We start from the raw sequence: 20,468 nt of genomic DNA, 5'->3' as shown, positions 1-20,468 counted from the left end.
GGCAGCCGGAGACGGTGTACCACTTCAGCGCCTTGTCGGTGTGGGGTCCGTACACCCCGTCGGCGGTGACGCCGACGGTGCATGGAGATCTCCTTTGGTGTTCGACGGCGCCGCACGCGGCGTGGCGGCGCGTGCGCCGCGCCGGCTCAGTCATGCAGGATCGTCCTGGCGCGCATGACGGCGGCGTCACGTTCGCGAGCGAGCTCGGCCAGGGCCGCCCGGTCGCCGGTGGGCATCGCCGCGGCCAGCCTGCGCCGCGCGGCCAGGGATACGGCGACGAGGTGCGCCCCGGCGGCGCAGTCACCGTCGGCCACCGCGACGGTGATCTCGCGTTTCCGGAACTGTTCGGTGTCGCGGTGCGGTTCACTGCGCAGCGCCTTCTGGGCCTGCTCGGGACTGTCGTAACGCAACGAACGGGCCGCCATGCATGAGCGCCACCCGGCCAGTGCCGCGAGGTAGTCCGGCGTGGTCGTGGCCTGGTCGGCCAGCCGGTTGCCGAGCTCTTCCGGGAAGTAGCTCATGCGGGCGAAGGTCGCCACATCGCCGGCGAGCTGCCGCCGGCCGGCCGGGACACATCCCTGCTCCCGCACCGTCACCTGGGCGCCATCCGGCAGGGTCACCGTGCGGGTCCTGTCGGGTGGGCCCAGCAGCGCCGAGGCGTAGCGGCGCTGTTCCGGCGCGGGCAGGCTGTCGACGTACGAGTCCGGTGGTTCGGCGGAGATCGACGGATCGTCCCGTCGGGGGTGGGTGGCGATGCCGTATCCGGACGCGCGGCGTTGGGGCAGGTCGATGACGGCCGACTCGTTTTCGGGGGCGACCGGCCGCGGTGCCGCGGGAAACCGGGGGCGCGGGAATCCCTGGCCGGCCAGGCATGTCGTGGTGAATCGGTCGAGCGCATCGATCAGGATCTGCTCGGTGCCCGGCCAACTGCCCGAGTGCGTCACCAGGTCGACCGCCGAGGTGTCGAGGGTCGCCGGCGGGCCCGCCGGCCGGCTGTCCGGTCGCGCTTGTGCGCAACCGGACAGCCCGACCGCGATAACCAGGCTGAGGCACCCCAGCCGCCAGGGTCGCGACGGCATCACTTCGGGGTGCACCAATGGTTGGAGCTGATGGCATCGTTGAAGTACCACTGGCTCAGGTCGGGCTTCTCGTTTCCGATGGCCAGGCTGTGGTACGAACCCCCGTAGTTGAGGCCCGACCACATGTAGACGGTGCAGCGTTGACCGTTGTTGACGACCGAGCTGATGCAGTTGTCCCAGGTCCCCGTCCGACACGAAATGTGGGGAAGCTTGCGGAAGTCCTCGTTGTCGTCCTTCACCATGCCCGGGCCATCGTGGTAGTTCGGGCTGGCCCAGAAACAGAGGTACTTTTCCGGGCAGCCGTGATGGTCGGCCTTGACGGCCTCGCTCACGCCCGTGCCGTCGGGGCCGGCGACGGCCGGACCGGCCGGCGCGAACAGCACGAGCGCCGCCGCACCCATGAGCATGGCGAACATTCTTTTCATGCGTGTTCCTCCTCAGTGGACAGCCGTGTCGAAGCTCTTGAGCGAGAGCCGAAAGATCGACCTTCTTCAATTGCTCCGGTTGTCGGCACCACCCTGGCGAACACCGCTGAAGATTCGCTTAATCGGGCGCGGACGTGCGACGCGGAGGACGATGAGCTGTCCGGGCGCGCCGACATCGCCGCCTACCCGGACAACGGGCGCGGTGGATCCTCGGCGAGCCTCAGGGCGTGCCGTACGCCTCGTCGCGGCCCCACCGGCCGGGCAGGCCGCGCAAGGCCAGCGTGCCGATCGGCGCGACCAGGTGCGGCTTGCTGATCAGCCGTTCCGGCGTCGGGTCCAGTCCCAGCAGCACGCGCAGCAGCAGCAGCGGGGTCCCGGTCGCCCACGCCTGCGGGGAGCAGGCGGTCGGGTACTCCACCGGCATGCGGGTGACGTGCCGGTCGTAGCCGACGAACACCTCGGGCAGCCGGTCGTCGAAGTAGCGGGCCGCCTCCAGCGTGGCCACGGCCAGCCGGCTCGCCTCCTCCCGGTAGCCGTACCGGGCCAGGCCCGCCGCGATCAGTGCGGTGTCGTGCGGCCACACCGTCCCGTTGTGGTACTCGACCGGGTTGTACGCGAGCTGCCCGCTGGCCAGCGTGCGGATGCCCCACCCGGAGAACAGCCGGTCGCCGGTGAGGTGGGCGACGACCCGTTCGGCGTGCGAGGGCGGGACGATGCCGCTCCACAGCAGGTGCCCGACGTTCGAGGTGAGCGTGCGTACGGGTGCCTTCGACCCGTCCAGGGCCAGGGCGTAGCAGCCGGTGTCGTCGAGCCAGAAGTCGCGGTGGAACCGCTGGGCCAGCGCGTCCGCGTCGGCGTCGAGGCGATCCGCCAGCACCGGGTCGTGCCACACCTCGCGGGCCAGCCGGGCCGCCCGGCGCCGCGCGTCGTACGCGTACCCCTGGATCTCGCACACCGCGGGCGGTCCGGCCGCGAGGGTACCGTCGGGGTGGACGATCGAGTTCCACGAGTCCTTCCAGCACTGGTTCACCAGGCCGGTACGCGGATTGCGGGTGCGGTACTCGAGGTAGCCGTCGCCGTCGAGGTCGCCGTGCCGTTCGATCCAGGTGATCGCGGCCCGGGCGGCCGGTTCCAGCTCCCGCGCGGTGGCGCGGTCGCCGGTCCACCGCTCGTACTCGTCGAGGACGACCAGGAACAGCGGGGTGCTGTCCGCGGAGCCGTAGTACGGCGAGTGCGGGCGCTCCCCGAAGTGGGTCAGTTCCCCGTGCCGCAGCTCGTGCAGGATCTTGCCCGGCTCGGCGTCGCGGAAGTCGTCGAACTCGGCGGCCTGCTGCGCGGCCAGCGCGCGCAGCGTGGTGCGGCACAGCTCCGGGGCGAACGGCAGCGCCTGGTAGCTGGCGAGCAGGCTGTCGCGGCCGAACAGCGCCATGAACCACGGCAGCCCGGCCGCGGGCAGCGACGAGTTCGGCACGGTCTCCGGGAAGAACCGCAGCGCGGCCAGGTCGACCAGGCTGCGCCGGTAGATGCGCTGCAGGTCCTGCCAGTCCGTTTCCAGGCTCGGGGCGGCGGCCAGCCAGCTGTCCAGCGTGCCCGGGATGTTGGGCTGGTGCGACAGCTTCGGCACCGGGCGCAGGTGCTCGGTCGCCACGGAGATCTCGATGTCCGTACGCCACGTCTCGCCGGGTTGCAGCTCCACCCGGTACGCCAGCGACGACTCGGTGAAGAACGCGCCCGGCGCCTCGATGGTGGTTTCCCGGCGCAGGTCGGCCCGCTCGTACCCGAGGACCACCCGGTCCTCTTCGAGGCGGTGGTAGAAGCGGCCCACCTTGGCCAGGTGGTCCTTGATCTCGAAGACGTCCGCGAAGTCCGCGGCGAACAGCAGGCTGATCTCGGCCCGCAGCGGCTCGCCGCCGTGGTTGTCCAGTTGCAGGTGTTCCTGCATGCCGTCGCCGACGTGGCGGCGCCGGATCAGCACCACCGACGAGTTGCGGTACGGCGAGCCGGTCGGTGCCACGAGGAAGAACAGCGCTTCGTCGTACTCGATGGCGTCGCCGGACAGTGCCTCCAGCTCGCGGCCGTTGAGCCGGACCTGCCAGCGCGACAGGTGCCGCATGTCCCGGTAGAACAGGCCGGCCGGCTCGTCCGGGCGGGCGTCGATGTCGCCCGCCGGATCGCTGACGACGAACGTGCTCCCCTCCAGGAGGTGGACCTGTCGTGCACGCACCGCTCCTCCTCAGGCCGCCGCCCACGGTGTATGCACACATTTTGATGAATCGGAGGCGTCCGGCGGAATCACCCGAAGGAGTCCTGGTTTGTGACTTGACGGCCGACCCGTTTACCGGAATACACGCGGCAACCCCCGGTGGCCGGGTTTCCCGTGTGGAGCAGAGCCGCGGTCAGCCGACGTGGACGTGCGGGCGGCGGTTGCGGTCCGGCTCGGCCTGGCGCAGCATCTCCCGGGTCACCGGGGCGACCTCACCCTGACCGAAGATCAGGTAACGCAGGAAGTTCGCCGCCGGGTTGCCCTCGGTCCATTCGAAGTAGATGTGCGGACGGCGGTTCGTGGTGTCGCGGACGTGCAGCAGCAGGGCCGCCAGCGCACTCGGCACGGACGAGCTGTCCAGCGTGATGACCCGGTACCGGTGGTGCAGCACCTCACCGCGTATGTGCAGTTCGGTCTCGAAGTCGGACGCGTCGACCACGGTGACCTCGACGAAGACGATGTCCCGGTCGTCGGCCATGTCGTTGTCCGCGAGGATCTGCGCGATCTTCTCGCTGTACTCGGCGGCGTCGCGGCTGTCCGGCTCGTTGGCGACCAGCCGGATCTGGCGGCGCCCGCACTCGCGCAGGAACCGGTCCGTGACCTCGTCGGTCTCGATGTGCGTGACCCGCAGCTCGAACGCCCGGTAGACGCGCGAGACCAGCGACACCGCCAGGATCCCGGCGATGAAACACGCCGCGATCTTGACGCCGTCGGGACGCTCGACCACGTTCGCGACCGTCGTGTACGTGAAGATCACGGAGATGATCCCGAAGGCCACGGTCAGCCCCCGCTGCCGCCGGCGACGCGCGGACAGCGTCACCGCGGTGGCCGCGGACGTGATCAGCACCAGCACACCGGTGGCGTACGCGCCGCCCTGCGCGTCGACGTCCGCGTCGAAGATCCAGGTGATGAGGAACGCTGTCGCGGTGAACACCAGCACCAGCGGGCGTACCGCCCGGGCCCAGGACGGGGCCATGCCGTACCGGGGCAGGTAACGGGGGACGAGGTTGAGCAGGCCCGCCATCGCGGACGCGCCCGCGAACCACAGGATCCCGATCGTCGACAGGTCGTAGACCGTGCCGAAGACGCTGCCCAGGTTCTCGTGCGCCAGGTACGCCAGGGCGCGCCCGTTCGCCGGTCCCCCGCTCTGGAACGCCTCCTGCGGGATCAGCACCGTGGTCACGATGCTGCTGGCGATGAGGAAGACGCTCATGATGCCGGCGGCCACCGTGAGCAGCTTCTTGGCGCCCCGGATCCGCCCCCGCGGCTGCGCCGGCGCGTCGTCCGGGTCGCCCTTGATGTGCGGCATCACCGCGACCCCGGTCTCGAAGCCGGACAGGCCGAGTGCCAGCTTCGGGAACACCAGCAGCGCGATGCCGACGATCAGCGCCGGATTGCCGTGCTGGGTGGTCAGCGCGCTCGTCCAGTCCTCCACCAGCCGGGGGTGCGTCACGACCCGCCAGAGGCCGTCCGCCACGACCACCAGATTCAGCGCGAGATACACCCCCACCAGGGCGACCGCGATGCCGATGGCCTCCGTGAACCCCTTCAGGAAGATCCCGGCGAGCAGGGCGAGCAGCACGAGCGTCACGACGACCTCGTGGCCGCGCAGGCTCTCGGGCCAGTACGGGTTCTCGTCGACGTGCGCGGTCGCGTCCGCCGCGGACAGGGTGATCGTGATGATGAAGTCCGTGGCGGCGAAGCCCAGCAGCACGAGGACGAACAGCTTGCCCTTCCAGAACGACAGCAGCTTGACCAGCATCGCGATCGAGCCCTCGCCGTGCGGGCTGTCCACCGCCACCCGCCGGTACACCGGCAGCGCACCGAGCAGCGTCACCAGCACGAGCACGAGCGTCGCGATCGGAGACAGCACACCCGCGGCCAGGGCCGCGATGCCGGGCTGGTAGCCCAGGGTGGAGAAGTAGTCGACGCCGGTGAGGCACATGACCTTCCACCAGGCGTGCGGCTGCTCGCCCGGCTGGGAGTGCGGGCCCTGATGCTGCTGGGAGCGGTCGGCCAGCCCGGACATCAGCCACGTCCGTAACCGTTCCGAACTCACCCCGGCAGCCTTCTCGGCAACGGCCATCGATCCTCCCCCGAACGCCGCCCCACGCGCCGCCAGACCATCGTGGCACCGCGACGGCCCAGCCGACCGGCGGAGGGCGTTAACAAAGCGTCAAGAAACCCCGATGCCGGTCTGGGGCCCGTTCCGGGGCAGGATCACAGCAGGGGCACGGAAGGGGTGACGCGATGGTCCGCAGCACGCCGGGGACCGCGGCCGACAACACGCACCCTCCGGCCGCGCTGTCGTGGGAACGGCGCCTGGCCGGGTTCGCCGCGGTCGTGGTCGGCCTGCCCGCGCTGACCGTGCTGCTGCACCTGGGTCCGCCGTTGTCGCTGACCACGGACATCCTGCTGTTCCTCGCGGCCGTCGTGGCGGTCGCCCTGATCGGCGGGTTGTGGCCGGCGCTGCTCGCCGCGGCGGCGTCGTTCCTGCTGCTCAACTGGTTCTTCACCCCGCCGGTCGGCCGGCTGACCATCGCCGAGCGGGACAACCTGATCGCCCTCGCCGCGTTCCTCGTGATCACGCTCGCGGTGAGCTGGGTGGTCGACACCGCGGCGCGCCGCACCCGGCAGGCGGCGCAGGCGTCCGCGGAGGCGCAGACCCTCGCCACGGTGGCCGGCAGCGTGCTGCGCGGGGCGCGCCCGCTGATCGCCCTGCTGGAACGGCTCCGCGAGAGCTTCGACCTGGAGTCGGTGATCCTGCTCGAGGACGGCGAGGTGGTGACGGTCGTCGGCGACCCGGCCCCGGCATCCGAGGGGGTGGCCGAGGTCGCGGTCCCCGCCGACGGGCACCTGGTGATGCTGCTGCGGGGGCGCCCGCTGGAGGCGTCGGCGCGGCGCATCGTGGCGGCGTTCGCGGCGCAGGCCGCGGTCGCGTTGCGCCAGGAACGGCTGGCCGCCGAGGCGGCCGCCGCGAAACCGCTGGCCGAGGCGGACCGGATGCGGTCGGCGCTGCTCGCCGCGGTCAGCCACGATCTGCGTACGCCTCTCGCCTCCGCCAAGGCGGCCGTGGAAAGCCTGCGCAGCTCCGACGTCCAGTTCGACGCCGACGACCGGGCGGAACTGCTGGAGACCGCCGACGAGTCGCTGGAGCGTTTGGCCCGGCTGGTGGCGAACCTGCTCGACATGAGCCGCCTGCAGGCCGGGGCGCTCGGCTTCACCGCCATCGACGTCGGCGCCGAGGAGGTCGTACCGCGGGCCCTGGACGACCTCGGCGCGGCCGGACACGGCGTCACGGTGCACCTGCCGGACGATCTGCCCCCGGTGCACGCCGACCCGGGCCTGCTCGAACGGGTCCTGGTCAACCTGATCACCAACGCGCTGCGGTACAGCCCGGCCGACCGGCCGCCGGTCGTCACCGTCGGCGCGTTGGGCGCCACCATCCAGCTCCGCATCATCGACCACGGCCCCGGCATCCCGCCGGATCGGTGGGGCGACGTGTTCCTGCCGTTCCAGCGACTCGGCGACCGCGACAACGAGACCGGCGTCGGTCTCGGGCTGGCCCTGTCCCGCGGGCTCGCCGAGGCCATGGGCGGCACCCTGGTGCCGGAACAGACCCCAGGCGGCGGCCTCACCATGATCCTCACCCTGCCCGCGGGAGGCCGCGAATGACCCGGATCCTGGTGGTCGACGACGATCCGCAGATCGTCCGGGCGCTGCGCATCAACCTGCGCGCGCGACAGTACGACGTCGACACCGCACCCGACGGCGGCTCCGCCCTGCGCGCCGCCGTCCACCACCCACCGGACCTGGTGATCCTCGACCTCGGTCTGCCCGACATGGACGGCGCGGAGGTCATCCGCGGCCTGCGCGACCGGACACCCGTACCCATCGTCGTGCTGTCCGGCCGCGCCGACAGCACGGACAAGGTGGCCGCGCTCGACGCGGGCGCCGACGACTACGTCACCAAGCCGTTCGGCGTCGACGAGCTGCTGGCCCGCATCCGCGCGGTGACCCGGCGGGCCCAGCCCGTCGACGACGGCACCCCGGTGGTGGCGCTCGGCCGGTACGCCGTCGACCTGGCCAACCGTTGCGTCACCGGCGGCGACGCGGAGGTCCGGCTCACCCCCACCGAGTGGCAGCTGCTGGAGCATCTGCTGCGCAACCCGGGGAAGCTGGTCAGCCAGCGGGCGCTGTTGCAGGACGTGTGGGGCCCGCAGTACCAGACGGAGACGAACTACCTACGCCAGTACATGGCGCGGCTGCGCCGCAAACTGGAGGCCGACCCCGCGCGCCCCCGGCATCTGCTGACCGAGCCCGGGATGGGTTACCGCTTCCGCCCGTGACGCCGCCGCCCCGGGGCTCAGGTCAGTGGAACAGCTTGAGCCCTACCACCCCGGCGACCACCAGGAGCAGACACAGCACGCGCGGCAGGCTCGCGGACTCGCCGAGCGCGAGCATGCCCACCGATGCGGTGCCCGCGGCGCCGATGCCGACCCACACCGCGTACCCGGTGCCGACCGGGATGGTGCGCAGCGCGTACCCGAGCCCGGACATGCTCAGGACCAGAGCAACCACGAAGATCAGTACGGGGACGGGGCGGGTGAAACCGCCCGCCCGGCTGAGCGCGACCGCCCACACCGACTCCAGCAGCCCCGACAGAACCAGCACCAACCACGCCATGACGACCACGCCACCTTCGACACGGTCGTCTTTACAGGCCGGGTACGACGCGCCCTCGTCCGGGATGACCGCATCTGCGGCAACATGTCCGAGGATAGCCGCCCGCCGGCCGCCCGGGCATCACTGTTGCCGACCTCACCAGCCGGGCCGCGCTACTCGTACGGCGAGTTGGCGAGACTGATGATCACGCACGCCATGACGACGGCACTGATGATCACTGGCCACAGCACCACACCGGCGTACGCCCCCGCAGCGCTCACGACAAGGCCGGGAACGAGCCGTGCCCGCCGCGCGAGGCGTTCACACGATTCATCGGCCGGACCAGGACGCTGTACCGCTGGCGGAAGCGTCGCCGGCACTTCGCGGATCCCGAAACGGGTTGCCTGGCCACCGCCGGGTCGGAAAGCTCGTGACCATGAAGTTGCCTGAGACGATCGAGGTCGGCGAGCTGGTGCTGCGGCGGTGGCGGCCGCAGTGGGCGCAGGAAGCCCTGACCGCCATCCGCGAATCGCTGCCACAGCTTGCACCGTTCCTGCCGTGGGCGCACGACGGGTACGACCTCGCCGCCGCGCAGACCTACATCGAGCGGTCCTCGCAGAGCTGGGACAAGGGCACCGAGTTCAACTACGCCATCTTCACCGTCGCCGGTGAGCTGGTCGGCTGCATCGGCGTGATGACCCGGATGGGTCCCGGTGTGCTGGAAATCGGGTACTGGATGCGTACGTCGTACGCCGGCCGCGGCCACATGACCGCCGCGGTGACCGCGCTGTCCCGGGTGGCACACACGCAGCCCGCCATCGAGCGGGTGGTCATCCGCCACGACGCCGCCAACACGGCATCGGCGGCCGTTGCCGCCAAGGCCGGTTTCGTCGAGGCCGACCGCGTCACCCGCGAAACCGAGGCCCCGGGCGAGACCGGCACCGAGGTCGTTCGGGAGTTCACACCGACTTCGTGACGGTCACCTTGCTGACCGGGGTGGCATTCAGCAGGGACATCGAGCTGCCCTCGGCGCCCCAGGTGCCGTCGGCGAGCTTGCCTTCCTTCTCCTTGACGAGCTTGTCGTAGGTCGCCTGGGAGATCCGGTCGAGGCGCAGGGACCAGGCCACGTGGTTCCCCTCCTCCTTCGTCGACCCCAGACTGATCGTGCGGGGGTCGGGTACGCCGTCGGTGAACTCGAGCTTCCCTTCCAGGTAGCACTGCCCGCCCACGCAGACCGACAACAACAGCACGGTGCCGGACGAGGTGGCGGACACGTCCGCGGCCGAGACACTGAACTGCGCATCGAACGGCCACGACACCTTGCTGCCCTTGGCCGGTGAGGTGATGCGGGTGGTCACGGCCTTCGTCGAAGTCGGCGGCGGCGCGGAGGTGGCGGTCGATGACGGCGCGGACGTACCGGGTGCCGAGGACGGCGGGGTGGTGTTCGCGGTCGCGGTCGTACCGGTGGCCGACGGTCCCTTCGAGGCGTCCCCGGTCGGCACGGACCCGGTGGTCACGGTTGCCGGTGGCCCACCCAGCGCGGCGACGCCACCGGGTTTGGCCGGGCCGCTCAGCCGCGGCAGGACGACGCCCACTCCGACGAGAATGACCAACACGACCACGCCGAGCCCGGCCAGCACCCAAGGTGTACGGGAGCGCCGGCCTTCCGGCGGGGTGGGCGACGCGACCGGTACGGGCGGCACGGACGCAGGCGGTGTCACCGGGAACGACAATGCCCGGGTCGCCGGAACCGGGACCTGGGGCACCCGGGCCGGGTACGCACGAGACGGAGCCGGCGCCGGGGATGTCGGAGCCGAGCCCGGAGCCGAGCCCGGAGCCGAGCCCGGAGCCGACGCCTGGGAAGCCGAGGCCGGAGACACCGGAGACGGAGCACCCGGAGTCGGCGGCGGAGCCGAGGCCTGGGGCACCGGGGCCGGCGAGGCGGGTGCCGGAGGTGTGGAAACCGGGTGAGGGCCACCGGAGAGGAACGTGCGAGCCTGCTGGACGATCAGGTGATCGACGCCGAGCACGCCCGGCCCGAACTGTGCCACGCGCTCGAAATTCTTGCGCGCCTCGTGCCGGTTGCCGAGTTCATCGGCCACGCCCGCCAGCTCGTACGCGATCCGCACCATCACCGGGTCCGCTTCACCGACGCGCTGACCCGACTCGTACGCCTCCTCGAGCAGACGCCGCGCCGCCGCCGGATCGCCCGACCGCCGGTACAGGCCGGCCAACTGCAGCATGGTGGTCAGCAGTTCCCGGTCGCCGGCGGCACGCTCGGCGCGCCCTTGCTCGACCGCCCGCTCGAGCACGTCGCGAGCCCCGTCGAGATCGCCCCGTTCGGCGAGGGCCTGGGCCTGCTGACGTGCTTGTGGGTACGGAGATGACTCTGGCACCCCGCCATGCTGCCCAACGATCACTGCTCGCGCCAACCGCGAATCGGGTGCCTGAGCTGGGCGGAAGGCTGTCGTGGACCCACTTTCTCCCCACGTCGGGCGGCGCCAGGGCACGTCCGGATCAGCATGTCGGACGACTCGGACCATGCGCACTGGGTCGAATTCGGCAACGGCATCGGCTGTTCGGCCAACCATGGGACGAATAGTGCATTCCGTACGATTCCAATGAGCTCGGATTGCCCCGCGTCGTCGCCGAGTGCTTCGCCATCCCGAGCCTCGGCGTCTACCGCGCACCCGGGATCCCGACGAGGGAGTTCCGGACGCAGGTTGGCAGCGTCTGATCGCTACCGTGCCTGACATGACCGCAACCGTCGCCCAGATCACGGAACTCGTCGATGCGACCGCGCCGGGGCTGGCGGTGGCTGACGTAGCCGTTCTTTTCGGTTCAACCCTGCCCCAGCCGGTCGCGCCCACAGCCTCGATGTTGCGCGACGGGCTGGCCCCGTTGGTGGTGCTCACCGGTGGTCCGAATCGGCGCGTACCCGAGCATGTCGAGAGCGAGGTCCACGCCCGGCTGTTGCAGGACGCAGGTGTCGCCCCCGAGCAGATGCTGATTGAACGGGAGTCCACGACCACGGTCGAGAACGTCGCTTTCGCGCGACCACTCATTGAGGAACGCCTGGGTCAGGTACGTACGGTCATTGCGATCGTGAAATGGTGGCACCGCCGCGCGCTGCACGTGCTTGCCGCGGGCATGCCCAGTGTCGAGCGCATCTACTCCCTCACCTGGGACCCGCCCGCACGGGCCGACGGTGGGCACTACAGCCGGGCGACGTGGGCTACCAGCGCGGATCATGGCCGCATCGAAGGCGAGTATCGATACCTGAGGGGTCTTCTGGACGGTGGCGCCCTGCCGGCACTACGGCGCGACGGGAATGGCTGGGTCCGGGGATCTTGAGCCGGGCGCCGACATCATTCGAGCCGCTCGCCCAGTTCCTTCACGAGCCGCCGCTCCAGTCGCCCCGATGAGACCTTGAGGTCCTCGGTGGGCTTCCAGCCAGACCGTTCATAAACCTGCATGGCACGCTCGTTGTCATCGATGATCCAGAGTTCGAGGCCATCAACTCCGGCCACACGGGCCTGATCGTCCACATAGGTGAGAATGCTGCTGCCGATTCCGGTTCCCCACGCCTCGGGAACGACGGCAAGGTAGACGAGTTCGAGCGCCGATTCATGGGTCACGACGAGCGCGAAACCGGCCGCCTCGCCCCGCAGGTAGGCGATGTGCAGGGAGCCGGCACCGGTCGACAACCGGCGTTGGATACCGGGCAGCTTCGCCTCGACCGGGGCCGGGACAAGCAGGTTGTCCCGCCTGGCCGTGGCACGAGCCCAGATACACGCCGCAACCCGTTGGCTGTCGTCGCTCTCGTTCCTCGTGATCCGAACATCCGCAACGTAGTTCAATTCCGACGCCGGCAAATCCACGATGAAGGAGCCTAGCGCCGGCGAAGCCGGCGCGGCGGGTGACGTGATGAATTCCGCTGCCGGCCGGCTCCACCGAGCTGGAGCCGGATCTCGTGACCATCCCTGAGGTGTTCAGTCAAGCAGCCAGTTACTGACCGAAAGACCAGCCGGCGTAAAGGACACCACAACGACCAACACCGTGAGGACTGAGCTGCCGACGAGAGCGAAGGTGAGTTTCCGGCTTCCGGCGGCGCCCCTGATCAGGAAGACCGCCGACGACACGAACAGCGACACCCAGGCGATCAGTGGCGCCATCGCGACTGTGGCTTTGGCCGGGACTGCCCAGGCCCAGTCCGCAGAGAAGTCGGCTTCGGAGGTGTAGCCGTCGTTGAATGACGGCACGTACCAGTGCCCGGCGAAATGCGCGGCGCGCGCCAGCACGAGGTAGCCGCAGAGGGCATACCAGGCCACAAAGACGTACTGCGCCGTCATCAGAAGTTTCACGCCGGGGCGGCCTTTGACACGAGCGGTGGTCCGAGCAGCCATCGTCATCGCCGCATCGTAGCGGGGTCGATCACACGTCAAGGCTCAAGCGCTGATCGGCTGGTTCAGCCGACGCGAGGCGATGATCTTCGTCCAGACCATGATTACCACTAATGCCGCGAAGACGACTGCGGACCCGACCAGCAGCGGGTTGACGAACCCCGGCACCAGCTCTGGGCCGCAGGTGGTGTCATGCAGTGGAAACAGGGTCGCAGAACCCTCAGTAGCCCCTTGTTCGTGATAAATGCCGTCTGGGAGTTTCCACCTGCACAGGTCGTCGTTAGGATCGTGCGATATCCCAAATCCCGCCGTCCGGCTCAGCCCGTAGCCGTAGGCGGCGATTGCCGTCAACATGGTCCCGGCTGTCAGCAACCATGCGGCACGCCTGCGCCGTTTCGGCGTGTCCAGGGCACGTGTTCTCGTTCGCTCACGAAGCACGACGAGCAGGCCCGAAGCGGGCAGCACCCCGGCACCCACCGCGAGCAACGGCCAACCCATCACGAGGACGGGCACCATCACGAGGTAAACCGGCGCCAACACGTAGTCCATGAGCTCCATAGCGCCCGACACCCTAGCGACCACGGCCACCTCGGTCCAGTGCCATCGCCCCTGGTCATCCCGCCTGCCCGACCCACACACCGTGGAGTGGGCCTGCCTCAGGACGGCACGGTGGAGCGCCCGACCGGACGAACGACCTCTGCCGCCCTGGCGCTTGATGCCATTCCGCGGATGCCCGGTGAACCTCGGAATTGCCGGTCCTCGTGTGGGTGCGGGCGTGCTCCCCCGGTGACCAGGCCGTGCCCGGCCGCCATCGTCGAAGGCGTAAGGCCGGCCGCGCGGCCGGCCTGCGTGCCAGGGTGCGCCGCGTCAGCTCTGCCGGGAGGGAATCACACGTAGCAGGGGTGCGGCGTGATGGTGTCGCCGTCGTCGTCGACCTGGATGCAGCGGTGCAGCCCCTTGTTCTGCCAGATGCCGAGGCTCTTGAGGACCACGGTCCCTGCGACCGAGCCGTTGAACACCTCGAACTGCTGGTAGCTACCAGAGTTGCAGGCGTTCGTGCGCACCCCCGACTCGGGAATGGGCGGCCTGCCCGGCGCGGTCCGCACGTGGCCGTGACCTCGGAGAGTCGTCTGCGCCTCAGGCGCTACCCGAGAGGCGCTACTGTGAAGCCTTTTCCACCAGCCGCTTGCCATCGGCGGCGAAAACCTCCGTGGTTCGGTGGTCAGGCTGTGCGCAGGCCCCCGTACATTCCCGCACTCCACTCCTACGGACCGTAGGCCTGCACCTCGTAGTCCTTGACCCGCAGCACGCGGCCTCCGATCACCACCGCGTGGTGAAGCTGCGAGCTGTAGGTCGCGCTCAGCACCAACGACCCGTTCGTCGGCGACAAGATGATTCCCGCCATGTACAGCAGGCCGCCGGCCCGGATGGGTCGACTGTTCGGTACGCCTGCCCGGCGCCAAAGCGGGCGGCCGTCTTCCGCGTCGTACGCAGTGACGTTGTCCTCGCGCGATACATAGACGCGGCGGCCATCCGCGGCCAATTTGCCGGCCGCCATCGGGGTCGACCAGATGACCTCGCCTGTCGCGGCATTCAGGGCTGCAAGCTGGTCGTCGGGCCCGCTGACATAGAACTGGTTGCCTGCGGGGTTGGAGGCGAGCACCGACCACGCGGTGTCCGACCTCCAGAGGACCCTTCCCGTCGTAGCGGCCACCGCGAACGAGCCTGCGTCGACTCCGGTGAGCAGAAGCCGCCCGGTGGCGGAGACCGGGTTGCCCAGCGCCCCCTCCTGTTCCCACATGGAGGCGCCGTCGCTTGCTCGGTAGCCACTGACCAGGTAACTGGAGCAGATTTCACACACCGAATAACTGATCAGCATGCCCCGGTCCGCGACCACACTCTCCGTTGCGCTTCCCTCAAGGACGGTCCAGCGCACGTTGCCGGTCTTCGCATCGAACGCGATGATGTGCCCGCTGGGATTGCTGACACCGAAGCAGTTGTAGCCCGTACTGATGACCAGCCCGCCGGCGACGGTCATCGTCCGGTGAACCAGATCTTGAAGAAATGTCGTGTTGTTCCACAGCCGACGTCCGGTCTTGAAGCTGTAGGCACCGACTCCACCGCCATCAATCATGAACATGCGGCCGCTGGCGACCACCGGTGTGGTCTGCTCCTGGCAGTCCCCGATATCCGGTCGCGGCGTCGCCCGCCATTTAAGGCGCAGCTTCTTGATCCTGCTGGCATTGACGACGGACTCCGCCGGGTTGTAGCCCGTGTTGCCGGGGCCGTAGCCGTCATGCGTCCAGGCCGGCGTCGACGCCTGCGCTGCCGGCGGTGCGCTCAGCGGGGAAAGGCTGAGCAACACTCCCGCCAATAGCAGGCACACCGTACGCCGAACGCCAAGCGATCGCGTCCCCACAGCACCCCATCCCTTCCGCCACCTCCCCCGATGATGGAGGCGACGGGCGTGGCTGCGGGCCGATTCGTCAGCCTGCCGGGGCAACTTCACTCTGCTCACGCGGCACTGCGAACAGAACGGTGTCTGCTCCGCGTAGCCATCGGGCAGAACGGGTAGGGCAGCCGAGGGTCCGGGGGCACAGCCACACCGTGTCCCCCGACCGGCACGGCGAGCGCCGCGCAGCTCTGGGAGGAAGGCGCTGGGTCCAGCAGAATGGGCGCCCCGACCCCTGTGCCGATCACGACGCCTGGAAGGCGCTGCCCAAGGTGGCGGGGCTGCTCTGGAATACGAACCGAGGGGGTGGTTCGAGTTCCTTGGGCCGATCTATACGTTAGATCGGTTTAGAGATCGTTCTACGGTTTGATGCAGATATAGATCACGTATGGCTTCAAGATGAATCGGATATCTCTGCGCTTCATTGCGTGGCGATGCATTTCTGAGGCAAATTCGTCCAGCCTATGAATTACATGATCATGACAATACCCATACGTGGCGGTGACACGGGTTTGTGTATGTTGCCCTCGATCCATAATTCACGAGGGGATTTTGCATTGCGAATCGGTAGACGTCTCTCCACTGTCATGGCGGCCGTACTCGCCGCAGTCCCTCTGGCCGCCTTCGCTGGCAGTAGCCCCGCTGCCGCCAGCACGGATCCCCCGCCAGTGACGGGCGAATGGCAAATCGCCTTCGACTTGGACCTGAGGTCGAATGCCGCCAAGATTCGTTGCGTCGAGGTTCGCGACAGCTCCAAGTCCGACAATGCGCCGATCCAGTTGGCCACCTGTCGGCCGAATTCTCCGAATCAACGGTGGCGCTTCACCCATTTTATTGGCATCGACAACTGGGAAGTTATCAACATCAACAGCGGGAAATGCATCCAGGTCAAAGACAACTCCAGAAATCCCAACGCCGAGATTGTCCAGCATACCTGCGCCAAGAGTGAGTTCTGGGACCTGAACAACGACATCCACTACAAAGAGGGAAAACTCGACTACCACCAATTTCTGAACCGTTTCACCAATGGATGCATGGAGTCAAACCAGTCCGTGGGGAAGCCCTTGCACCAGAGACCTTGCGAGGTCACCAACCCCAACCAAAGGTTCGCCTGGCGGAAGCCGGCCGCCTGAGCGAAATGCCCGCCTCCGACTGGACCGGCGTCGACAGTCCGCCGTTGCTAGCGACCAGCGCACCGGCCGACGTCAAAGGCAGTGACGGCGACGACATCCCGCTGGCAGAGTGCGCGGAGATCGAAGGACCGTTTCGTGGACCGGCCCCCGGCCCCTGGAGCGGTTAACGCTTGTCGGCTGCCCCGTGCTGTCGTGCCCATGAGCGTTGTCGACAGCGGCGCGGCGGCTTGATCGATCGGAAGACCCCGGCGAGGCGGAAGTTGCGACGCTTTCAACCCGAACCCGGGGTCTAATTGAGACCGGACGGGCCACCGAGAGATCGGTGGCCCGTTCCGGTGCTGGTCGGAACGGTGGGCACTGTTGGTTTCGAACCAACGACCCCTCGCTTTCCCGGTTGCTGTCGGGGTTGCTGTCAGGAGCCCCTTTGCACTTCGTGCAGACGGTCATGAAGCGACTCGGGTGTATTGCCCTGCACAGGCGTCTCTGGATATCGGGTCGACGTCGGAGTGGTCTCTTGGCATGATGCCCATCCATGGTGGGGTACCGACCCGGATTGCGGCCGACTCTGAGCTCCTGGACGGAGGTCGACCCGGCGCTGTACCCGTTCGACCCGAGCGACGTTGCGGCATCAATGCCAACGGGGCTGCCCGGGCCTGGGCAGTCCGAGTTCCAGCAATGGCGCGAGGCGGTCAGCATCGGCTTGTCCGGTCGTTACGGGCCATGGGCCTACTTCTGGTATTGGTCGCCCGAGGGTCGCGGGCCGTACAACTGGGTCACTCGCTTTCCCCCGCCGGCCGACGCGCCGGCGTTCGCCGCCGACTCGCTGCGAACCTGGCGGCGGTGGTTGGAGAGGATCGCCGAGCGATTCGACGAGTTCCTACCCTTGCTCGAGCGGGCTGCAGTCGCCGGACCGGCCGATCTCGCCGCCACCTGGGAGTCTGCCACCATAGCCCTGATGCGGACCGCCATCGCATGGGTCATTGACGACGACTATTGGCCTGGCTCGTGCCGCACGGTTCTCAAATGGTTTCTCACCGCCACCGGCGTTCCGGCGGAACAGGCTGGGACGTTGGTCGCGAACGCCATCGACGGGCGCTTCGATGACTGGTTACCGCCGAGATCGGCCGACATAGCCGACGTGGCCGAACGACTTACCCGAAGCGTGCTCGACCTTTCCGGCACCGCCCAGGACGCCGTTACCGGCGAGTGGCCGGACACCTGGCCCCAGAACTGGCCGATCTGGCGGGCGACGAACACAACAGGTTCCCCGTCGGCCTGATCGGATCCCGGCACCGGACGTCCGGATTTGCCGCGGACAAGGGCACGTCCCGCCTCCGGCGCCCGTCACCGTGTATGCGCGGTGCGCCGGCCAACGGCAGGCGTACCCCGTCCCAGCCGAGGGGGCGGCCAAACTCGCGAGCATCGAGATCAGTGGGATTTAGCTGTGCCGAACCTCAGCGAGACTGGTGCCGGGATCTCCGGCGTTGTTCTTCTCGGTTCTCACTCGGTTGGTCACCCGGCCACCACTCGGTCTCGATCGGCCCTCCCTCCATCAAGCCGCATGGCGCTGTCTGGCGGTAGCTCACGCGCGCGTCTCCCGCTCTCCGGGCAAGCGTTCATTTGCTTCCCGGATGATGCGGCGGACTTCTGCGGCTTCGGGGCTGTCGCCTTGTTACTTTTTGGCTTCCTGGTCACGGATGTACGCCTCGATCTCTTCCTCGGTCGGATCTGCGAGGTAGTCGTAGGTGGCGACCGAAACACCCTCGCAAACCTGACGGGGATCGTCCTCGGACGCGTCCGGATCCAGATCCCCCGCCCAGCGCGAGCCCATGGAGAAGATCGCGAAGCCAGGCTCGAAACGGTAGCCGATATCAACGGGCTCGTATCGGTAGCCTTTCGCCGCCAGATCGGCCACCACGTCGTCCATGAACCGAAACGTCAGCTGGACGCCGTCGAAGAACACCTCTTCCGCGCCGTCACCGGAGTACTTGATCTCGACCAACTCGACCAGCTCGTCATCCGTGTAGGTCAGCACCAGCAACGGGCTTGTCGCATACACCGCGCGGCTCGCCCGGCCAGGGTGGAGGGGCGGCCCCAGCCGACTCTCAACTACGTCGCGGGCCTCCCCGACCTTCGCCATCGCTACACCTTCACCAGGCAGAATCTCCATGCAGCGCATGGTGCCAGGGCCAAGCCTGGATCGCCCACCCGTCGGCGTGGTGTTGATCGGATATCGCCGCCGCTGTCCGGACCGACGTACAGCGGATTCGACTCGCCCCCTCGGCGTCAATAACGTCCTCACGCGCGGCCAACTGGCGTCGAGAGTCGGTGACGGGTGCGGTGACGCGCGACGCTGAAACGGGCGGCCGCCAGGCCGGCGCGCGCGACGCGAAGCGCCCTTGAGCTTGGAGGGGCGGCCCGGACACAATGCGCGCCGCCGCGCATGGCTCCGACGACCGCAGCCCGCCCGACGGCCTGACGCGGCAGCTCGCCGCGGCCCGGACCTGCTTCCCACGCCAGCCGACGGGCGTTGGCATGGGCCGCCGGCGATCTCCCGGCCGGCGGCCCATGACGCCCTGGGCGGCGGCGTTGGCGGCCCGTTTCGGGCCGCATTACGGACTTCAGGTCCAACATGTACGGACGTTCCTCGACGGGTTCCGCAACAAGTGCTTGTGCTGTGGTCTTCCCGTCCGAGCTAGGCACCCCGATGGAACCGCGCAACCCGAACCGGCACTTCGCCCGCCTCCGGACAACGGCCGGGCTCCCCGGCATCCGGCTGCACGACTTCCGCCACACCGTCGTATCGATGCTCATGGAGCTGGGCGTACCGCCGCACGTCGTCCAGGCGATCGCACGGCACGCCGACGTGAAGATCACGTTGAAGATCTACTCGCACGCCAACCCGGACGCGATGCGTCAGACGCTCGGCAAGTTGGATGGGCGGCTGTCCTGAACCTCGTTGCTGTCAACAGCCGCCCGATGGATCTTGCGGATTGCTCCGCTGCTGGTCGGAACGGTGGGCACGGTTGGTTTCGAACCAACGACCCCTCGCTTGTAAGGCGAGTGCTCTCCCACTGAGCTACGCGCCCGCTTCGCACGGCGAACCGGAGCCGTCATCGTACCCTGATGTCCGCCTCAAGGTCCGCGATGGCCTGCCGCCAGATCCGCTGGTCGCGCGCCTGGCCGGGCGCGCCCACCTCGGCGAGGCGCACCACCCCGGCCGCGTCGATCAAGAACGTGGCCCGCTCGGCGTGGCCGCGGGTCTCGTCGAGGACCCCGTACGCGCGGGCGACCGCCCCGTGCGGCCAGAAGTCGGCGAGCAGCGGGAAGTCCCAGCCTTCCCGCTCGGCCCACACCTTGTGGCTGTACGGCGAGTCGACACTCACGGTAAGCACCTGGACGGCGTCGTTGGCGTACGCGGGCAGGTGCGCCTGGATCTCGCCCAGCTCGCCCTGGCAGGTGCCGGTGAACGCGAGCGGGTAGAAGACCAGCAGGACCGCCTTGCGGCCCCGGAAGTCGCCGAGCGTGATCTCCTGGTTGTTCTGGTCCCTGAGGGCGAAGTCGGGCGCCGGCGCGCCGATGTCGACAGGCATCGCGGCTATTTCTTCTTCGCGCCCCGGGGCGAGACCAGCCGGTGGGCGGTCCAGTCCTTGCCGGCGTTGACCGTGGAGGTCTGTTGCAGGCCCGCGGTGGGCGCGGACTCGCTGATCTCGCTGGGCTCGACGTGGCCGTCGCGGCCCGCCTTGGGGGTCAGCAGCCATACGACGCCGTTGTCGGCGAGGGGGCCGAGGGCGTCGGTGAGCAGCTCGAACAGGTCACCGTCGCCGTCGCGGTACCAGAGCAGCACCGCGTCGACCACCTCGTCGGTGTCCTCGTCGACCAACTCTCCCACGCGTTCGGTCAGGGCCTCACGGAGATCCTGGTCGACGTCCTCGTCGTAGCCCATCTCCATGACCACCATGTTCGGCTCCAGGCCGAAGCGGTCCGCCAGGCTACGTACGCCGTCGGCGGCCTGACCAGCGGTCGCGCTCACTGTCGAATGCCTCCT

21 protein-coding genes, 1 tRNA gene, 2 pseudogenes and 1 riboswitch are annotated in these 20,468 nt (G+C 68.8%); of the genes and pseudogenes, 8 read left to right on the top strand and 16 right to left on the bottom strand.

Features of this window, described 5'->3' with window-relative positions; all coding sequences use genetic code 11:
• Window positions 1-146: 146 nt before the first annotated feature.
• From ACMCNK_RS30975 to ACMCNK_RS30960, 4 genes are all read right to left on the bottom strand, one after another.
• On the bottom strand, window positions 147-1,079 hold the full coding sequence (locus ACMCNK_RS30975; RefSeq protein WP_412739870.1) for a hypothetical protein: 933 nt from the start codon (window positions 1,077-1,079) through the stop codon (window positions 147-149).
• Entirely contained in the window at window positions 1,079-1,495 is a 417-nt protein-coding gene (locus tag ACMCNK_RS30970; protein ID WP_412739869.1) for a peptidase inhibitor family I36 protein, read from the bottom strand. The genes ACMCNK_RS30975 and ACMCNK_RS30970 overlap by 1 nt, the downstream gene beginning before the upstream one ends.
• A 229-nt stretch (window positions 1,496-1,724) precedes the next feature.
• Window positions 1,725-3,728 (bottom strand): glycogen debranching N-terminal domain-containing protein, encoded by a 2,004-nt coding sequence (locus tag ACMCNK_RS30965; protein ID WP_412739868.1) that lies wholly within the window; start codon window positions 3,726-3,728, stop codon window positions 1,725-1,727.
• Window positions 3,729-3,900: 172 nt separating this feature from the next.
• Window positions 3,901-5,853, bottom strand: coding sequence for an amino acid transporter (locus tag ACMCNK_RS30960; RefSeq protein ID WP_412739867.1), 1,953 nt, complete (start codon window positions 5,851-5,853; stop codon window positions 3,901-3,903).
• A 182-nt stretch (window positions 5,854-6,035) separates the two neighbouring features.
• On the opposite strand from ACMCNK_RS30960, the pseudogene ACMCNK_RS30955 reads away from it, so the two are divergent.
• Both ACMCNK_RS30955 and ACMCNK_RS30950 read left to right on the top strand, forming a co-directional pair.
• Window positions 6,036-7,442, top strand: a pseudogene (locus ACMCNK_RS30955) (DUF4118 domain-containing protein); the annotation flags it as partial.
• Complete coding sequence (locus ACMCNK_RS30950; RefSeq protein ID WP_412739866.1) at window positions 7,439-8,116, top strand: response regulator; 678 nt, start codon at window positions 7,439-7,441, stop codon at window positions 8,114-8,116. The pseudogene ACMCNK_RS30955 and the gene ACMCNK_RS30950, both read left to right, overlap by 4 nt.
• Before the next feature lie 22 nt (window positions 8,117-8,138).
• Here the strand turns inward: ACMCNK_RS30950 and ACMCNK_RS30945 are convergent, their stop codons facing one another.
• Complete coding sequence (locus tag ACMCNK_RS30945) at window positions 8,139-8,453, bottom strand: DMT family transporter (RefSeq protein ID WP_412739865.1); 315 nt, start codon at window positions 8,451-8,453, stop codon at window positions 8,139-8,141.
• Between the two features lie 19 nt (window positions 8,454-8,472).
• A riboswitch (guanidine-III (ykkC-III) riboswitch) is annotated at window positions 8,473-8,539 on the bottom strand.
• A gap of 329 nt (window positions 8,540-8,868) precedes the next feature.
• Here ACMCNK_RS30945 and ACMCNK_RS30940 point away from each other — a divergent pair.
• Window positions 8,869-9,408 carry a GNAT family N-acetyltransferase gene (locus ACMCNK_RS30940; protein ID WP_412739864.1) on the top strand — a complete coding sequence of 180 codons (540 nt, stop codon included), beginning with the start codon at window positions 8,869-8,871 and terminating at the stop codon, window positions 9,406-9,408.
• On the opposite strand, the gene ACMCNK_RS30935 is transcribed toward ACMCNK_RS30940, so the two are convergent.
• Window positions 9,392-9,790: a hypothetical protein gene (locus tag ACMCNK_RS30935; protein WP_412741094.1), complete on the bottom strand. Its 399-nt coding sequence runs from the start codon at window positions 9,788-9,790 to the stop codon at window positions 9,392-9,394. The two genes, ACMCNK_RS30940 and ACMCNK_RS30935, sit on opposite strands and share 17 nt — an antisense overlap.
• Here ACMCNK_RS30935 and ACMCNK_RS30930 point away from each other — a divergent pair.
• Window positions 9,783-10,403 (top strand): hypothetical protein, encoded by a 621-nt coding sequence (locus ACMCNK_RS30930; RefSeq protein WP_412741093.1) that lies wholly within the window; start codon window positions 9,783-9,785, stop codon window positions 10,401-10,403. The two genes, ACMCNK_RS30935 and ACMCNK_RS30930, sit on opposite strands and share 8 nt — an antisense overlap.
• A 137-nt stretch (window positions 10,404-10,540) precedes the next feature.
• Here ACMCNK_RS30930 and ACMCNK_RS30925 read toward each other — a convergent pair.
• Window positions 10,541-10,975 (bottom strand): annotated as a pseudogene (locus tag ACMCNK_RS30925) (tetratricopeptide repeat protein); the annotation flags it as partial.
• Between the two features lie 211 nt (window positions 10,976-11,186).
• Here ACMCNK_RS30925 and ACMCNK_RS30920 point away from each other — a divergent pair.
• Window positions 11,187-11,786 carry a YdcF family protein gene (locus ACMCNK_RS30920; RefSeq protein ID WP_412739863.1) on the top strand — a complete coding sequence of 200 codons (600 nt, stop codon included), beginning with the start codon at window positions 11,187-11,189 and terminating at the stop codon, window positions 11,784-11,786.
• A gap of 14 nt (window positions 11,787-11,800) precedes the next feature.
• On the opposite strand, the gene ACMCNK_RS30915 is transcribed toward ACMCNK_RS30920, so the two are convergent.
• The 5 genes from ACMCNK_RS30915 to ACMCNK_RS30895 form a co-directional block, all read right to left on the bottom strand.
• On the bottom strand, window positions 11,801-12,313 hold the full coding sequence (locus ACMCNK_RS30915) for a GNAT family N-acetyltransferase (protein WP_412739862.1): 513 nt from the start codon (window positions 12,311-12,313) through the stop codon (window positions 11,801-11,803).
• A gap of 111 nt (window positions 12,314-12,424) precedes the next feature.
• Window positions 12,425-12,844, bottom strand: a complete 420-nt coding sequence (locus tag ACMCNK_RS30910; protein WP_412739861.1) for a hypothetical protein — start codon at window positions 12,842-12,844, stop codon at window positions 12,425-12,427.
• Window positions 12,845-12,880: 36 nt separating this feature from the next.
• A complete protein-coding gene (locus tag ACMCNK_RS30905) occupies window positions 12,881-13,384 on the bottom strand; it encodes a hypothetical protein (protein ID WP_412739860.1) in 504 nt (167 codons plus the stop codon).
• A gap of 338 nt (window positions 13,385-13,722) precedes the next feature.
• Window positions 13,723-13,941, bottom strand: coding sequence for a hypothetical protein (locus ACMCNK_RS30900; protein WP_412739859.1), 219 nt, complete (start codon window positions 13,939-13,941; stop codon window positions 13,723-13,725).
• A gap of 158 nt (window positions 13,942-14,099) precedes the next feature.
• Complete coding sequence (locus tag ACMCNK_RS30895; protein WP_412739858.1) at window positions 14,100-15,200, bottom strand: PQQ-binding-like beta-propeller repeat protein; 1,101 nt, start codon at window positions 15,198-15,200, stop codon at window positions 14,100-14,102.
• A gap of 674 nt (window positions 15,201-15,874) precedes the next feature.
• Between ACMCNK_RS30895 and ACMCNK_RS30890 the strand changes: the two genes are divergently transcribed.
• Together ACMCNK_RS30890 and ACMCNK_RS30885 are read left to right on the top strand one after the other, a co-directional pair.
• The gene (locus tag ACMCNK_RS30890) at window positions 15,875-16,420 is read left to right on the top strand and encodes an RICIN domain-containing protein (RefSeq protein WP_412739857.1); all 546 of its coding nucleotides are present in this window, start codon (window positions 15,875-15,877) and stop codon (window positions 16,418-16,420) included.
• Between the two features lie 532 nt (window positions 16,421-16,952).
• Entirely contained in the window at window positions 16,953-17,699 is a 747-nt protein-coding gene (locus ACMCNK_RS30885) for a hypothetical protein (protein WP_412739856.1), read from the top strand.
• Between the two features lie 393 nt (window positions 17,700-18,092).
• Here ACMCNK_RS30885 and ACMCNK_RS30880 read toward each other — a convergent pair whose 3' ends face one another.
• Window positions 18,093-18,590, bottom strand: a complete 498-nt coding sequence (locus ACMCNK_RS30880) for a hypothetical protein (RefSeq protein WP_412739855.1) — start codon at window positions 18,588-18,590, stop codon at window positions 18,093-18,095.
• 462 nt (window positions 18,591-19,052) lie between these two features.
• Here ACMCNK_RS30880 and ACMCNK_RS30875 point away from each other — a divergent pair, with 462 nt between their 5' ends.
• A complete protein-coding gene (locus ACMCNK_RS30875) occupies window positions 19,053-19,373 on the top strand; it encodes a tyrosine-type recombinase/integrase (RefSeq protein WP_412739854.1) in 321 nt (106 codons plus the stop codon).
• 64 nt (window positions 19,374-19,437) lie between these two features.
• Here ACMCNK_RS30875 and ACMCNK_RS30870 read toward each other — a convergent pair.
• From ACMCNK_RS30870 to ACMCNK_RS30860, 3 genes are all read right to left on the bottom strand, one after another.
• Window positions 19,438-19,509, bottom strand: a tRNA-Val gene (locus ACMCNK_RS30870).
• Between the two features lie 24 nt (window positions 19,510-19,533).
• Window positions 19,534-20,013 (bottom strand): peroxiredoxin, encoded by a 480-nt coding sequence (locus ACMCNK_RS30865; RefSeq protein ID WP_412739853.1) that lies wholly within the window; start codon window positions 20,011-20,013, stop codon window positions 19,534-19,536.
• 5 nt (window positions 20,014-20,018) lie between these two features.
• Window positions 20,019-20,453, bottom strand: coding sequence for a DUF3052 domain-containing protein (locus ACMCNK_RS30860; protein ID WP_412739852.1), 435 nt, complete (start codon window positions 20,451-20,453; stop codon window positions 20,019-20,021).
• Window positions 20,454-20,468 lie beyond the last annotated feature (15 nt).

This window comes from Krasilnikovia sp. MM14-A1259, assembly GCF_047159535.1.
In the GTDB taxonomy this organism is placed as follows: domain Bacteria; phylum Actinomycetota; class Actinomycetes; order Mycobacteriales; family Micromonosporaceae; genus Actinoplanes.
Note: the sequence above shows the minus strand (reverse complement) of the source record. Positions and strands in the feature narration are given on the sequence as shown.